At 70.3% G+C, this 15,295-nt stretch carries 9 protein-coding genes, 1 other RNA gene and 2 pseudogenes; 6 read left to right on the top strand and 6 right to left on the bottom strand.

What is annotated here, in order from left to right; translation table 11 throughout:
- Positions 1 to 45 precede the first annotated feature (45 nt).
- The 5 genes from ACQF4J_RS31600 to ACQF4J_RS31580 all read left to right on the top strand — a co-directional run bounded on the left by ACQF4J_RS31600 (position 46) and on the right by ACQF4J_RS31580 (position 8,178).
- Positions 46 to 2,463: an AAA family ATPase gene (locus ACQF4J_RS31600; protein WP_427167339.1), complete on the top strand. Its 2,418-nt coding sequence runs from the start codon at positions 46 to 48 to the stop codon at positions 2,461 to 2,463.
- Positions 2,460 to 2,867 carry a hypothetical protein gene (locus tag ACQF4J_RS31595; protein WP_427167338.1) on the top strand — a complete coding sequence of 136 codons (408 nt, stop codon included), beginning with the start codon at positions 2,460 to 2,462 and terminating at the stop codon, positions 2,865 to 2,867. Before ACQF4J_RS31600 ends, ACQF4J_RS31595 begins: the two co-directional genes overlap by 4 nt.
- A 100-nt stretch (positions 2,868 to 2,967) precedes the next feature.
- Positions 2,968 to 4,794 carry a DUF4357 domain-containing protein gene (locus tag ACQF4J_RS31590; protein WP_427167337.1) on the top strand — a complete coding sequence of 609 codons (1,827 nt, stop codon included), beginning with the start codon at positions 2,968 to 2,970 and terminating at the stop codon, positions 4,792 to 4,794.
- Positions 4,791 to 6,002, top strand: coding sequence for an McrC family protein (locus ACQF4J_RS31585; protein WP_427167336.1), 1,212 nt, complete (start codon positions 4,791 to 4,793; stop codon positions 6,000 to 6,002). Before ACQF4J_RS31590 ends, ACQF4J_RS31585 begins: the two co-directional genes overlap by 4 nt.
- 40 nt (positions 6,003 to 6,042) lie before the next feature.
- Positions 6,043 to 8,178 (top strand): UvrD-helicase domain-containing protein, encoded by a 2,136-nt coding sequence (locus ACQF4J_RS31580; RefSeq protein WP_427167335.1) that lies wholly within the window; start codon positions 6,043 to 6,045, stop codon positions 8,176 to 8,178.
- A 28-nt stretch (positions 8,179 to 8,206) separates the two neighbouring features.
- Here the strand turns inward: ACQF4J_RS31580 and ACQF4J_RS31575 are convergent, their stop codons facing one another.
- Positions 8,207 to 9,868, bottom strand: a complete 1,662-nt coding sequence (locus ACQF4J_RS31575) for an N-6 DNA methylase (protein ID WP_427167334.1) — start codon at positions 9,866 to 9,868, stop codon at positions 8,207 to 8,209.
- 238 nt (positions 9,869 to 10,106) lie between these two features.
- Between ACQF4J_RS31575 and ACQF4J_RS31570 the strand changes: the two are divergent.
- Positions 10,107 to 10,721, top strand: a pseudogene (locus tag ACQF4J_RS31570) (SPFH domain-containing protein); the annotation flags it as partial.
- 230 nt (positions 10,722 to 10,951) lie between these two features.
- On the opposite strand, the gene rnpB reads toward ACQF4J_RS31570, so the two are convergent.
- From rnpB to ACQF4J_RS31545, 5 genes and pseudogenes are all read right to left on the bottom strand, one after another.
- Positions 10,952 to 11,354, bottom strand: an RNA gene (gene rnpB / locus ACQF4J_RS31565) — RNase P RNA component class A.
- Between the two features lie 112 nt (positions 11,355 to 11,466).
- Positions 11,467 to 12,189 (bottom strand): annotated as a pseudogene (locus tag ACQF4J_RS31560) (DMT family transporter); the annotation flags it as partial.
- An 85-nt stretch (positions 12,190 to 12,274) separates the two neighbouring features.
- Entirely contained in the window at positions 12,275 to 13,036 is a 762-nt protein-coding gene (locus ACQF4J_RS31555; protein WP_427168650.1) for a helix-turn-helix domain-containing protein, read from the bottom strand.
- Positions 13,037 to 13,133: 97 nt separating this feature from the next.
- Entirely contained in the window at positions 13,134 to 13,712 is a 579-nt protein-coding gene (locus ACQF4J_RS31550) for a Uma2 family endonuclease (RefSeq protein WP_427167333.1), read from the bottom strand.
- A gap of 128 nt (positions 13,713 to 13,840) precedes the next feature.
- Complete coding sequence (locus ACQF4J_RS31545) at positions 13,841 to 15,274, bottom strand: RNB domain-containing ribonuclease (RefSeq protein WP_427167332.1); 1,434 nt, start codon at positions 15,272 to 15,274, stop codon at positions 13,841 to 13,843.
- Positions 15,275 to 15,295: the final 21 nt, after the last annotated feature.

Below are 15,295 nucleotides of genomic sequence, written 5' to 3'. Positions count from 1 at the left end.
CAGCCCGCGTGGCCCCTCCTGCCGCGCCCACCAAGGGAAACGACCATGACCGATCAGCCTTCCGCGTCTCTGTACGCTCTCCTCCTCGACCGCCTTCACCACTCCGGCCTCGCGCCCGAGGTAAAGGAGCTGCTCCGGGAGCTTGTCCCCGACGAGCCGACCAAGAGCAGCGGAGGACGAGCCGGACCCGTGCAGCTCCGGTCCATCACCGCGGCGGGCTGGCGCGGCATCGGGCCGCGGACCACCCTCGAACTGCCGCCCGGGCCCGGCCTGGTCGTCGTGGCGGGGCCGAACGGCTCCGGCAAGTCGAGCTTCGCCGAGGCCGCCGAGACCGCCCTGACCGGCCACAACTCCCGGTGGGACGGTCGGCGGGCCACCGACTGGCAGAAGGGCTGGCGCAATCTGCACAGTCCCGACGTCACCCCCGAGGTCTGCGTCGAGCTGGCCGTCGGGGAGCGGGGCGAGGCGGTGACCGTGCGGCGGACCTGGCATGGAGTCAAGGTCGACGACGCCCGCACCCGAGTCGAGGGAGCGGACGGCTCGGAACGGAAGCTGGAGGAGGTCGTCGACGCCGAGGCGCTGGATCTCGCCCGCCCCTTCCTGCCGTACAGCGAACTCGGTTCGATGATCAACGGCACGCTCGGCGGGCTGCACGACGCCTTCTTCAAGCTCCTCGGGCTCGAACTGCTCGCCGAGCTCGACGGGCGGGTCAAGGACGCCGTGAGCGAGTGCAAGCAGACGGTCGATCGCGCGGACGCGCTCACGGCGCAGCTCCTCGGCGAACTGGGCGCGCTGGACGACCCTCGGGCTCGCGAGGCGGTCCAGGCTCTGTCGGGGGCGAAGCCCGATCTCGGCCGGGTGCGGGCGCTGCTGGAGAGCCGTGCGCCCGCCGCCGAGGCCGAGTTGGTCCGGCTGCGGCGGCACGCGACGCTGGCCGGGCCGGATCTGGCGGAGGTCGGCGGGGCTGTCGCCCGGCTGAGAGAGGCCTCCGCGGGTGCCGAGGACGCCCGGTACGGCAGTGCCGAGGAGGCCCGCCGGACGGCGCGGCTGCTGGAGACGGCGATCGAGCACCAGCGCCGCTCCCGTACCACGGACTGCCCGGTCTGCGGGGCCGAGAACCGGCTCGACCGGGCGTGGGCCGAGCAGACGCGGGCGGAGGTGGAGCGGCTCCAGGCGGCGGCCACGGAGGCCGAGGCCGCCCGCCATGCGGTGGCGGTCTCGGTGCGGGCCGCCCACGACCTCGTAGAGCCGGTTCCGGTGTGGCTGCGGGGTGAGGCTTCCCCGCTCGCGTCCGTGTGGCAGGAGTGGGCCCGGTGCCGGGACATCACCCACCCCAGGGAGCTGGCGGAGTGTGTCGAGCATGCCGCTGCCGCACTGGACGACGCGTGCCGGCAGGTACGGGAGGGGGCCGTCCGGCTGCTCGCCGAGCACGACGGGGCCTGGCAGCCGTTCGCCGTACGGCTCGCCGAATGGCTGGGCGCCGCGGAGGCGAAGGAAGCCGCACTCGACCGGGGCAGGCACGCGCGCAAGGCGCGGACCTGGCTGCGGCCGATCATCGACGAACTGCGGGACGAGCGGCTGCGGCCCTTCGCGCGGCGGTCGCAGGAGGTGTGGCAGCGACTGTGCGAGCACAGCAGCGTCTCGCTCGGATCCGTCACCCTCGCCGGCACCCCCGGCCGCGGCAAGGTCGTACTCGACGTCTCCGTGGACGACATGTCCGCCCCGGCCTACAGCGTGATGAGCCAGGGCGAGCTGCACTCCCTCGCGCTCTCACTGTTCCTGCCGCGCGCCACCCATGCCGACAGCCCGTTCGGCTTCCTCGTCATCGACGACCCCGTGCAGTCCATGGACCCCGAGAAGGTCGAGGGTCTGGCCCGGGTGCTCGACGCCTGCGCCCGGGACCGGCAGGTGATCGTCTTCACCCATGACACCCGGCTCCAGCAGGCCGTCGCACACCTCGGCATCAAGGCGACCGTCCTGCGCGTGAGCCGCCAGACCGACTCGGTGGTGCGCGTGGAGACTCTCACCGACCCGGTGGAACAGGCCCTCGCGGAGGCGCGGGCCATCTCCCTCGACTCCAGCCTGCCGCAGGACGTGGCCGACCACGTGCTGCCCGCCATGTGCCGGGTGGCGGTGGAGGCCGCCTGTCTGGAGACCGCGCGCCGCAGGCTCCGCGACGAGCAGGGGCTCGGGCTGCGCGCGGTCGAGGAGCGGGTCCAGTCCCTCGAGCGCACCAAGTCGTACGTGTCCCTCGCTCTGCTCGGCGACGAGCAGCAGCACTCCCGTGCGGCCGTCGAGCGGATCTGTCCCGGCGGCTGGACGCTGATCGAGACCTTCAACTCAGGTGCGCACACGTCCCTGCCGACCGTCGACGACCGCAGGAATCTGGTCCGCCGGACCAAGGCGCTCGCGACGGCCATCCGGAGCGGCGCCGGGAACCAGAACGCCGGGGGCGCTCGATGAACGCGTCCCCGGAGGTCCTCGTGGCCGCCGCCGGCCGTCTCCTGTCGTGCGAGCCCGGCACCGTGAACACCCTGGCCCCCGGCCTGCGCGCCCGTGCCGCCGCTGTCCTGCTCCGCATGGCGCTCGACCAGGCTCTGGACGCCTACTGGCAGCGGGTCACTCCGTCGATGACGCGGATCGGCAAACACCGGATGCTGTGCCTGGAGTGGTACGCGGGACACGACACCGCCCGCCGGTGCCGCACCACCTGGTCGGCGCTCAGCGCGGCATGCCATTACCGCACGTACGAACTGCCTCCGGCTCCGGCGGAGATCCACACCCGGCTGCTGGAGGTCACCGCCCTCCTTGCGGCCCTGCGCGGTGGACCGGACAAGGCGTCCGTCGCGGCGGCGGGAGACTCCTGAGGGCGCGCGACGCGTACCGGTAGGTACTCCGATCCGGGCGCCTCCTGTCGGAGGCGCCCCCTATCGTTCTGGATGAACGCACCTTGCACGAATGGGGGAAATGGTGACTGTGGCCGACGTCGGCACGTCGTACCCGGAGTTCCGGCTGAAGCTGCCGGGCGGCGGGCCAGAGGCCCGGGGACGGTTGCTGACCGAGAAGGGAACGAACGGCAGCCAGAAGTTCGTCGTCCTGGCCGGGTCACCGGGGCGCCCGGAGGTCGTGCCGTCCTTCCCCGTCCGCATGCCGTCGTCCTACCGACTGAGGCAGCGCCTGATCGACGACGACATCTTCGTGGAGTCGGAAACCTGGCCCGGCTGGATGGAGCTCGTCGAGGACGTCGAGTGCAACTCGCCCTCGGCCGCCGCCGAGATCCTGGTCGGTCGCAGTGCCAACGGATGGCTGGAGTGGAAGACCGCCGAGGGCCACCCGCTCTCGGACTACCTCGACCAGGTGTGGTGGGGACCCAACCGGGCCTGGCTGGTGCGCGGATCCAACGTCTCCGGACTCGATCTCGTCCGGCGTCTGTGGCTGCCCGAGGGGATGGTGACCCTGCGAGCGCGTCACCTGCGACAAGGTGTAGAGCAGGGCATCAGCAAGGACCGGCTGCGCGCCGCCGTCGAGGAGGACTACGCCTCCACCGCGACGTACAACCAGAAGGTGCAGCTGGTCGAGGAACTGCACATGTTCCTCTCCCGGATGAGGCCCGGCGACACCATGTGCACCATCTCGGGCGGCCGACTGTACGTCGGCAAGATCACGGGTGCGGCCGAGCAACTCGCCACCGAGGACGGCCGGTCGGATCTGCGCCGGCCGGTGGACTGGGCGGAGGACGGACACGCGTACGAGGACCTGCCCGAGGCGCTCCAGCAGAAGCTGTCCGCGCAGCATGACGTCGTCGACCTGAGCGCGGTGAAGGATCTCATCGACGGTCTGGGCATAAGCGACGAGGACCTGATCGAGGAGGCCGAAGCCGCCGATCGCGACCCGAGCGTGGAGATCCCCGCGCTCACCGCCCGGCGCGAGCTGGAGCTACCCGAGCCCACCGACGGGTTGGCCGAGGAACTCCTCGTGCACGACACCGCCTGGCTGAGGGAGGTGCGTGATCTGCTCTGGGACGAACGGCAGTTGGTGCTGTACGGCCCGCCCGGGACCGGCAAGACGTATCTCGCCCTGAAGCTGGCCGAGTTCCTCGGCGGCGGACCCGAGCGGGTCAAGCTGGTGCAGTTCCATCCGTCGTACGCGTACGAGGACTTCTTCGAGGGCTTCCGGCCGCAGGAGGATCCGCAGACCCGGGAGGTCGCCTTCCGGCTCACCGCCGGCCCGCTGCGTGAACTCGCCGATCTGGCCTCCCGCGAGGGCAACCGGCAGATTCCGCACTTCCTGATCATCGACGAGATCAACCGCGCCAACCTGGCGAAGGTCTTCGGCGAGCTGTACTTCCTGCTGGAGTACCGCAACAAGTCGGTGCGGCTGACCTACTCCGGAGACGACTTCGCGCTGCCGCCCAATCTCTTCGTGATCGGCACCATGAACACCGCCGACCGGTCGATCGCCCTCGTCGACGCGGCGATGCGCCGTCGCTTCGCCTTCGTCGAACTGTCCCCGCGCACCGAGCCGACGAGCGGGCTGCTGCGCCGCTGGCTCGCGCGCGAGGGCCGCGACGCCGAGCCGGCCGACCTGCTCGACGCGCTGAACTCCCGTATCGACGACACCGACTTCCGCATCGGCCCCTCGTATCTGATGAAGCCCGGTGTCTATCGCGATGGCGGCATCGAGCGGACGTGGCGGACCAAGATCCTGCCGCTGCTGGAGGAGTACCACTACGGGGAGGGCGTGGACATCGAGAAGCGGTACGGTCTGGCTGCTCTGCGGGACTCGCTCGGGTGACGCACGTCATCGAACTCGTCGAGCACGCACCGGCCGTGGGCGTCGCGCTGCCGGACCCGGTCGGACGGGCACTGGCGGCCGGGGACATCGTGGACGCGGCCCCTGATCCGTACGTCTCGGGGCAATGGTCGCTGAAGGCCGGCAGCAAGGTCGGTGCCGTCGCGGTGGCGGTACCAGGGGATGACGGGCCGATCACCGTACGCGTCACGCCCAAGGTTTCCATCGCCCGCCTGTTCTTCCTCCTCGGATACAGCCTCGACCCGAAGGGCGGCTGGCGGGACGGGGAGGTCGATGTCGCCGGACATCGCGATCTGCTGCCCGCGCTCGCCCATGCCGTGGAACGGCAGATCGACCGGGCTCTGCGGCAGGGGCTCCTCCAGGGGTACCGGGTGACCGAGGAGACGTCCCTGGTCGTCCGGGGCCGCATCCGGGAAGCCGAACAGATACGGCGGCGGTACGGAGCGACGCTGCCGGTGGAGGTGGAGTACGACGAGTTCACCACCGACATCGCGGAGAACCGCCTGCTGCGCGCCGCCGTCGAGCGCCTCCTGCGGCTCCCCGGCGTGCCCCACGATGTGCGTCGCGGCCTGCTCCATCAGCGTGCCCGCCTGGCCGACGTCACGGTGATCCAGCGCGGTCAGCCACTGCCTGCCTGGCAGCCGAACCGGCTCAACTCGCGGTACCAGCACGCCTTGCGTCTCGCCCGGACCGTCCTGGAGGACGCCTCCGTCGAGCACGCGCCCGGTGGACTGCGCGTCGACGGGTTCCTGTTCGACATGAACAAGCTCTTCGAGGACTTCGTGACGGTGGCGCTGCGAGAGGCGTGCCGTCGCCTCGGGCACTCGGCGCGGCTGCAGGATTCCCACCACCTCGACGAGGCGGCCGCGATCCGCATGCGGCCCGATTTCGTGCTGTACGAGCCGGGCGGTGCCCCGTGCGCCGTGGTGGACGCCAAGTACAAGGCCGAGAAGCAGGAGGGTTTTCCGGACGCCGACCTCTATCAGATGCTGGCCTACTGCACCGCCTTGGGACTGCGCGAAGGCCATCTGGTGTACGCCAAGGGCAACGCCTCGCACGCGGCCCACACGGTGCGGCACGCGGGCATCGTGATCCACCAGCATGCCTTGGACCTGGACCAGGAACCCTTCGGTCTGCTGTCGGACGTGGAAGAGGTGGCCGCCCGGCTGGTGAGCACGCCACACGTATGATCCACTGCTGAGTGTCCGTTCAGGGTGGGGAGGACGTCTCGTGCCGCAGCTCGCGTTCGCCAACAGTTTCTGGGAGAGCTACGACGTCCTGGAGCGGCCCGTCAAAGCCGGCGTACGCAAGGCGATGCAGAAGTTCCAGCAGCTCACCGTGCCCGAATTGCAGGCGGACAAGGGTCTGCACCTGGAGTCGGTGGAGAACGCACGCGACCCGCGGATGCGGACCATCCGCATCAACGACTTCTGGCGGGGCGTCGTCCTCGCCCCTGACGACGGCAGCGACGTCTTCCTGCTCGTCAACGTCGTCCCGCACGACGACGCCTATTCCTGGGCGGCGAAGCGGCTGTATACGACGAACTCCGCGACGCGGGCCCTGGAGGTCCGTAACGTCGCGGCGATCGAGCAGCTGACCCCGGCCCTGGAGAAGGCCGCCGCGACCGCCGGCTCACTGCTGTTCGCCAGGTACTCCGACACGGTGCTGCGCGAACTCGGGATCGACGACCAGGTGCTGAGGGCCGTGCGGACCATCGTCGACAAGGCGCAGCTGCGGGCCTTCGAGACGCTCCTGCCGGAGGACCAGTGCGAGGTGCTGCAGTACCTGGCCGAGGGGTTCAGCCCCGAAGAGGTCTACCGGGACGTGGTCACCGTCCGACGGCCCGTCGACGCCCGTCCCGACCCGGACGAGAACCTGGCCGTCGCCATCGCCAACACCACGAGCCGCATCACCTTGGTCACCGGCCCCGAGGAACTCGCCGACATCCTGGAGAAGCCGTTCGCGGCTTGGCGGGTGTTCCTGCATCCCTCGCAGCGTCGCGTCGCCTACCGAGTGTCGTACGGCGGCCCGGTACAGGTGACCGGCGGCCCGGGGACGGGCAAGACGGTCGCGGCACTGCACAGGGTCAAGCACCTGCTCACCCGCTCCCAGGACACCCGCGTACTGCTCACCACGTTCACCAACGCCCTTGCCGCCTCGCTTCGGGAGAACCTGGCCGCCCTCCTGGACGACAACCAGTCACTGCTCGACCGCGTCGAGGTGACCACGGTCAACGCCTACGCGCACGGCATCGTCACCCGCCTCGACGGCCGAGCGCCTTCGCCGATCGGCGACCGGGAGGAACGGCAGATGTGGCAGCGGGTCGTGAAGAAGCTGGGTCTGCCCTGGACGGAGCAGTTCCTGGCCCAGGAATACCGCCATGTCATACTCGCCCAGGATCTTCACACCCTGGACGACTACCGCGCGGCCTCCCGACGCGGTCGCGGCAGCGCGCTGTCACCGACCAGGCGGGAGCACCTGTGGCCGGCCGTCGAGCTGTTCGAGTCCACGCTGCGCGACCAGAAGGCCACCACCCACCTCAAGGTATGCGCGCGTGCGGCCGAGCTCCTGGCCGGTTCCTCACCCACACACGACCATGTCGTGGTCGACGAGGCGCAGGACCTCCACCCGGCCCAGTGGCGCGTCCTGCGCGGCGCGGTGGCACCCGGCAGCGACGACCTGTTCATCACCGGAGACCCGCACCAGCGCATCTACGACTCGAAGGTCTCACTCGGTTCGCTCGGAATCTCGGTGGCCGGGCGCACACACCGCCTGCGGATCAACTACCGCAGCACGGAGGAGATCCTCGCCTGGTCGACGGGCATCCTCACACCGGTGTCGGTCGACGACCTGGGCGGCGAGGGCAGCGACACTCTCGCGGGCTACCGGTCACTCCTGCACGGCCGCAACCCACAGGGAAGCGGATACGCCTCCGAGCAGCAGGAGATCGCGGCGCTGGTCGAGCGCGTCGAGAGCTGGATCGCGCAGGGCATCCGGCCCTCGGAGATAGGAGTGTGCGCCCGTTTCAACGTGTTGCTCGACAAGGCGTACGACAAGCTGGCGGCGGCCCGGGTGCCGGTGGTCCGGGTCAGGGACAATCCGGGACCGAACGCGGACGGCGTACGACTGGCCACCATGCACGCCATGAAGGGGCTGGAGTTCCGCTGCGTCGCCGTCCTCGGAGCGACGGCGAGCGCCCTGCCCTTCGCGCGCGAAGTAACCCCGGCCGCCGTGGACGCCCTGCAACACGACTCGGACTTGCTCCGAGAAAGATGTCTGCTGTTCGTGGCCTGCACACGGGCGCGGGAAGCGTTGGCGGTGTCGTGGAGCGGGCCCGCCAGTCCGTTCGTTCCGCAGACGAAGTGACGTGCAGAGCAAGCAATATGACTGAACGTCACTCTTCAGGAGAGAGCGCCCCGTTGCCGAGTCCATCCCGTGCCAGTGCCGCCGCCTGCTTGCTGAGTTCGGCCACTCTCCGCGCCCGCTCCTCGAACTCCTGCAGTGCGCGGAACGCCGCCCCGTACCGGCGCTGCTCGGCGATGTCCATCTGTGGAATGCGGGCACCCTTGCCGTCGAGCCGGTAGGTGCCGCTGGCGCTTGTGGACCGCCGGGTGTTCGCCGCGCTGCGCAGGAAGCCCTGGAGGTAATCGGTGTCGAGCTGATCGCTCACCGACACCGGCTCCGGATCGCCGTACTCGACCAGCCCCGCGCGCGCGAGGTCGGCGACGCTGACGGACGGCCCCTCCAAGGCGCTGGGGCCGACGCCCGCCATCAAGGTCGGCAGTAGGTCGGCCAACAGCCGCACCTGCTCGGCCAACTCCTGCCGCAGAGCCTGGTACTCCGTCGCGTAGTCGCGGTGGGACTCCTCGACGTGACGGCCGGGAGTGAGATCCACGGCGTCGTCGAGGAGTTCGATCAGGGGTACGTCCGCCGTCTGCTCGGGCCCTGGCTCCAGCGGGCCGTCCGGATCGTTCGCCGTGAGGTCGACCATACGTACCTTGGCGACGGCGTCATCCGGGGACTGCGGGCGACGCAGACGCCAGAGGTGCACAGGGAGGGCGTGCGAGGCAGCGCTCCCGGGTGGGAGGGCGACGATGTCCGTGAGGATGCCGCGCCGCACGAGCTCGGCCCGGATGCGGCGACCGGCCTTGCGATAGGCGACCGAGGCGGGCATGACCATGAGGACGCGGCCGCCGGGTGCGGTGTGCGCGTAGGCGTGCTGCAGCCAGGCGAGTTCGCCCTCGGCACGCGAGGGTGTGCCAAGTTCCCACCGGGGGTCGAGGAGCAGGTCCTCGCGCCCCCAGTCGGTGGCTCCGACGGGCGGATCGCAGACGACGAGATCGGCCCTGAGATCCGGCCAATGGTCGTCACGCAAGGAATCCCCCGTGGCGATGTCGACGTCGGCGCGTCCCGTGAGATCGGCTCGCAGCTGCGCGACTCGAGCACTGCGGGCGTCGGCCTCCTGACCACACCGCATCGGCCCGTGCTCGGGTCCGACGGTCAACAGGAGTGTTCCGATACCGCATGCCGGGTCGAAGAGGGTCGCATCAGCGGGCACCTCGCCGGCGAAGTGGCGCACCGCCTGGACGATGCGCGGTGAGGTGACCTGGTCCGAACCCGCTCTGCGCACCGAGTCGGTGAAGCGGTCTGTGAGGGCGTTCACCAGGTCGCCGGGTGATCCATCGTCGCAGAGCGTCCGCACCAGTTCAACGGCATCCTTCGGCAGCGCTTCCGAGATCTCGCCCTCGGAGCCGACGAGAAGCCGGGCAACATCGGCGAGTCCGCCGATCATGTCGTCGCCATAGGCCGCCCGCAAGGACTGCCACAGCTGCACCTCGTCCGAGACACCCTGGCCCTTGCGCTGCTTGTCCAACCACGCCTGCACCTCGGCCAAGTCGAACAGCGGACTGCTCACACCCCCGCCCGCGGGCGCAGGAAAGTCCTCGTACCGCCGCCTCCAGTTGGAGACCGCGGCACGCGTGACACCGGCGAGCCGGGCAATCTCGGAGCCGGTGACAAGCGGTCCGCCGACTGGCTGGGCGGAGTGGTCTGCCATGAGCGACACCGTACACGGTGACCATCCCCTCCATCAATGAAGAATATGTTGACAACGTGCACACATAGAGCCATGGACGGCATGTTCCCGTTTAGCTCTGCGTGGCCGGCATCCCAGAAGCCGTGTTGGCAGTCCTTGACAGAAACCTTCGTGCGCTGCGCCTGCTCTTTCGCGGCCCGGATCTGCTGTGGCCTGCTGGGTCGGGTTGCAGATGCCACTTCTGGACCTTCTTTGTCGATCACCTCTGCGGGGCGTGCTGGACGAGGCCACGGGCAAGTGGGGGCTGAGGGTCAACCGTGTGGAGATCAAGGCCATCGATCCCCCGAAGACCATCAAGGACGCGATGGAGAAGCAGATGCGGGCCGAGCGGGACAAGCGGGCCGCGATTCTCACCGCCGAGGGGCAACGCCAGTCGCAGATCCTCACCGCCGAAGGCGACAAGCAGGCCGCCGTCCTGCGCGCCGAGGGCAACCGCACCGCCGCGATCCTCCAGGCCGAGGGCCAGTCACGCGCCATCGACGAGGTGTTCCAGGCCGTGCATCGCAACGACCCCGACCCCAAGCTGCTCGCCTGGCAATACCTCCAGACACTGCCTCAACTCGCACAGGGCGCGGGCAGTACCTTCTGGGTGATCCCCAGCGAGGTCACCTCGGCACTCCAGGGCGTGTCCCGCGCCTTCAGCGAGGCGCTGCCACAGTCGCCGGCCACCCGCGAGAAACCGTCGGACGACATGGCTGCCGAAGCGGCCAGTGACACGGCTCAGGCCGCGGAAGCCGCAGCCGCCGCCCTCGCCGACGCTGCCAGGGCCGACCATGCCTCCCCCGACTCCCTCCCGTCCCAGCCCCCGCGCTGACAGCGGCGGACAACCACCATCACCTCGACGAAGCGCAGTCCCCGCCGGCCTCGGTGCACGCCTTCTCACCCACCGCCGGCCCGGGTGTGTCCGCCATGCAGCACCACGGGCGCCCGGCCCCCGACGTTCCGATGACCGCCGGACCCGACCCCGGAGGTTTGTCCGGACTCGAACCCGGGGGTTTGTTTGGACAGTAGACATGCCATCTGGCCTGCGAAACGAGAGGGCGGCAGACGAGTCGGGCTGTACGCCGGGTTCTGTTCCCCGGTTCCCTCGCGGGGGCCGGGGCGACGGCCATCCATCTAGGGCCGGCGTTGCCGCCGGCCTCGTGCGGTCTACCCGGGGGCTCGGGCGGGCAGCCCTCGAACGTCCCCGCAGGAGCGCCGAGGCGCTCCCTCTTGACCTTGCTCCGGGTGGGGTTTACCTAGCTGCCCAGGTCACCCTGGGCACTGGTGGTCTCTTACACCACCGTTTCACCCTTACCGAGGGCCGAAGCCCCCGGCGGTCTGCTTTCTGTGGCACTGTCCCGCGGGTCACCCCGGGTGGCCGTTAGCCACCACCCTGCCCTGTGGAGCCCGGACGTTCCTCGGGAAGCCCCTCAAGGGGACTCCACGCGGCCGTCCGCCCGGCTCGTCTGCCGTGTCGACCATGTTACCGGGCGGGTCGGACGTGTCCGACCATTCGTCGTGGCGAGGACCGAGCCCGCCAGGATCAGCCCGAACGCCGCCCCGATGCCCCAGGTCAGGTCCTCGCCCAGGAACAGCGCTCCCGCCGCGACCGCCACCGCCGGGTTGACGTACGTGAAGACCGTCGCCCGCGTCGGGCCCACCTCCTTGATCAGCTCCAGGAAGGCCACGAAGGCGAGCGCCGTGCAGATCACGCCCAGGCCGGCGAGGGCGGCCAGCACCGATGCCGACGGCATCTCCGACGGCCGGGTCGCCGCGGCCGGCCCCGCGTACACGACCGCCGCCAGCGCCAGGCAGGGTGTTATGAGCTGGAGCGTGGAGACGTTCTTCAGCCAGCGGGCCGCTATCAGTGGGGCCGTCGCGTAGCCCAGTACCGTCAGCAGCACCTCGGCCAGAGAGAGCGCGTCGCCGCCCGTCAGGTGCGGGACCGTCAGCACCGCTACCCCGGCCAGGCCCAGCGCCAGGCCCGTCGTCCGCCGTATCCCCAAGCGCTCCGTGTCGCCGAAGAAGCGGGCCAGGGTCACTCCTACGATCGGTACGCCCGCGATCAGCAGGCCCGCCGTCGAGCTGGACAGATGGCGTTCGGCGTCCGTCAGCGTGAACCACGGGCCGATGATCTCTATGCACGCGAAGGCCAGCATCGGCAACCAGTGGGTGCGGACCGTCTTCACCAGGCCGCCCTGTCGTAGCGCGAAGGGGAGCAGGAGGATCGCGCCGAGCGCGCAGCGCGTGAAGACGACCACGGACGGGGACAGCGGGGCGTCCACCGCCACCTTGATCATCAGATAGGGGATGCCCCAGACGACTCCCATCAGGGAGAACAGCAACCAGCCGCGTGCAGTCATACGACGAGTTTCGGCCCGTCCCCTAACGGCCGTCTTGAACGCTGTTGCGGTACGCCGCCGGGGTCACCCCCAGCACCCGCCGGAACCAGCGCGTCAGATGGGCCTGGTCCGCGAAGCCGACCAGGGCGGCCACCTCGGCCGGGCGCAGGCCCGAGTCCAGCAACCCGCGCGCCCGGGCCACCCGGTGCTGGGCCAGCCAGGCATACGGCGGCACTCCCATCGTCGTACGGAAGGCGCGCAGGAGTTGGTAGCGGGACAGGCCCAGGTCGGTGGCGAGGGCGGCCAGGGACGGAGGGTCCAGTAGCTCGTCCGCGAGTCGGTCTCGTACGACCATGGCGATGCCGTCGGCGCCGGGGACCGTGTCCGGTGCCGGGCGGGCCGTGGAGTGGCGGCGGGCGAGGGCCGTCAGGAGCCAGGGGAGGCGGGACTCGGCCTCCAGCGGGTCGGGGTTCGCGCCCAGGTCGGTGTGGGTACGGAGGATGGCCGCGGCAAGCTCGGGGTCGTCTATCAGCGGTTCGCCGAAGTGAGTGAGGCCGCCCAGTGTCCCTTCCGTGAGCAGGGACGGTTCCGCGTACAGGGCTCGGTAGGCGTAGCCGTCGGTGGCGTTGCCCGGGCCGCCCGTGTGCATCTCGCCTGGTGAGAGGACGACGATGGAACCGGGGCCGGGCCGGATGTGGCCGCCGCGGTAGTCGATGACCTCGGAGCCGGCCACGCACACGCCGATCGTGTACTCGTCGTGGGCGTGCGGGGCGTAGACGTGCCGCCGGAAGCGGGCCGTGAGCATGTCCAGCTGCGGGCCGCAGCGGCCCAGCCGCGCCCTGGTCCACAGTGCCTGCTCCACCCCGCACCCCTTTCGTCCTACGGGTGCAACGCCGGGCGCCTCAGAGAAAGTCCGCCGTGTCCAGGTCGAAGGCGAACGGCTGCGGGAGGCTCAGTGGTTTGCCCAGGGGGCGAGTGCATTGCTCGCGGTAGTCGTCCTTCTCGGGGTCGCTGAACAACGTGATGGACGAGGCGTCCCGGTCGACCAGCAGGTAAAGGGGGATTCCTCCGCGGGCGCAGCAGCGGCGTTCGGCCTCTCGGTCGGCCTTGGGCCTGGTGGACGTCACTTCCAGGACCATGGTGACGCCGTCGCAGGGCATCCAGGAGTCGGCGCCCCGGTAGAGACGCAGTCTCATGGGAGCGAACGTGCCGTCCGGAATCACGTGGTCCGTCGGGCAGCCGTTCCCACTCTGCAGCTTCAACCCCTTGTTCCCGGAGAACTGCATCTCGGTCCGGGAACGCCTGATCACCTGATTCACGATCAACCCGATGCAGTCCTCGTGGTCCCCGTCCGGCGGCGGCGTCACGACGATCTCCCCCTCGATCAACTCGGCCCGGAAACCCTCCGGTGCGTCCAGGGCGAGAAAGCCCTCCAGCAGGACTTGTTCCTGCGTGAGCGGCTCGTGGGCCATGGCAGTCATGTCACGCCCCTCCTTCGGTCGCTCGCCAGACTGGGACATCGGAAGATCACCTGTCCGAGAGATCGGGAACCGTTCCCTCGATCGTGGCACACGATCACCTCGGTCGTCAGGCGCCGCCTCCGGCGCGATCACGCGAGCGCGAAGCGCACTTTCGTCGTTCCCGGGTCGGCCTGCATGAGGCGGACGTGGAGGCGCTCGCCCAACGGCAGGCGTTCGCCCTCGATGCGGCCGATCACCGCCGGGGACTCCAACTGGACCGTACCGACCGTCGGTTGGCGGTCGTCCACGTCCACCACGCAGCCCTCGAACACCTCGCCCACCCGGCCCGCCAGCAGTGCCGCCTCGACGATGTCGACGGACTCCCGTTCGACCGTTCCGGCGCGGCGCGTGCCGTCGGCCATTTCGTGGGGCAGCGCGTCGAAGGCGGTGAGTACCCAGTCGGGTGGGGGATTGCCTGCCGCCGCCGCAAGGCAGATCTCCGACGCGTACCGGTCGGCCAGGCGTCGTAGTGGGGCCGTGCAGTGGGCGTAGGGGGCGGCGACCGCGGCGTGCGTGGTGATGGGCGGGAGGGTGCCGTTGCGGAAGACGGTGTAGCCGGCGCCGCGCAGCAGGGTCGTGCATTCCTGGAGGAAGGCCGCGTGGTGCGGGTCGTGCGGGTCCAGGGAGCGGATGAGCCGGGCGTAGGAGACGTGGTGGGGCCAGTCGATGTGGAGCGCGTGGGCGGTGCGGCGCAGGCGGCCCACCGCGCCGTCGGGGGCGGCGGGGAGGGTGCGGAGGATGCCGGTGCCCGCCGTCAGCATCAGGTCGGCCGCCGCCATGCCGGTCAGGAGGGAGAGTTGCGCGTTCCAGCCGTCGGCGGGGAGCGGGGCGCGGTAGGTGAGTTCGTAGGTGTGGTCCTGCTCGACGATCTCCTGTTCGGGCACGTTCAACGAGATTCCGCCGCGCTCCACCTCCAGGCGCTCCCGCAGCTCTCCGATCTCCTGGAGCAGTGCGAGCGGTTCCTCGGCGGTCTCGGCGTCGATCTGCTTCTGGACGGCGGCGTAATCCAGCTTGGCGCGGCTGCGGACCAGGGCGCGGCGGACGTCGACGGCGAGGGTGCGGCCGTCCGCGTCCAGGTCGATCGTCCAGAGGGCGGCGGGGCGGGTCACGTTCAGCAGCAGGCTGGCCGCGGCCTCGCTCAGCACCTGGGGGTGGAGCGGGATCCTCTCGTCCGGGAAGTAGAGGGTCGTCACCCGCCGGTGCGTCTCCGCGTCCAGGGCCCCGCCGGGTACGACGAAGGCGGCGACGTCGGCGATGGCGTACCGGACGCGGTACCCGGTGCCCTGACGGGACAGGTGCATCGCCTGGTCGAGGTCGGTGGAGGTGGGCGGGTCGATGGTGAAGAGGGGAATGTCCGTGGCGTCCAGGGCCGGGAGCGTCGGGGCCTTCGCGGCCCGTTCCGCCTCGGCCAGGGCCTCGGGCGGGTAGGCCTCGGAGATGCCGAGTTCGGTACGCAGGGCGGTGAGGGCGGCCCGGAGAGGGGCTTCGGGGGCGCCGGTCACGCGGATGTGGCGGCGGGGCATACAGGGAGGGTATGCACATCC

It is taken from the genome of Streptomyces sp. C1-1, assembly GCF_050214755.1.
Lineage (GTDB): Bacteria > Actinomycetota > Actinomycetes > Streptomycetales > Streptomycetaceae > Streptomyces.
This window is presented reverse-complemented; position numbering and strand designations above follow the sequence as displayed.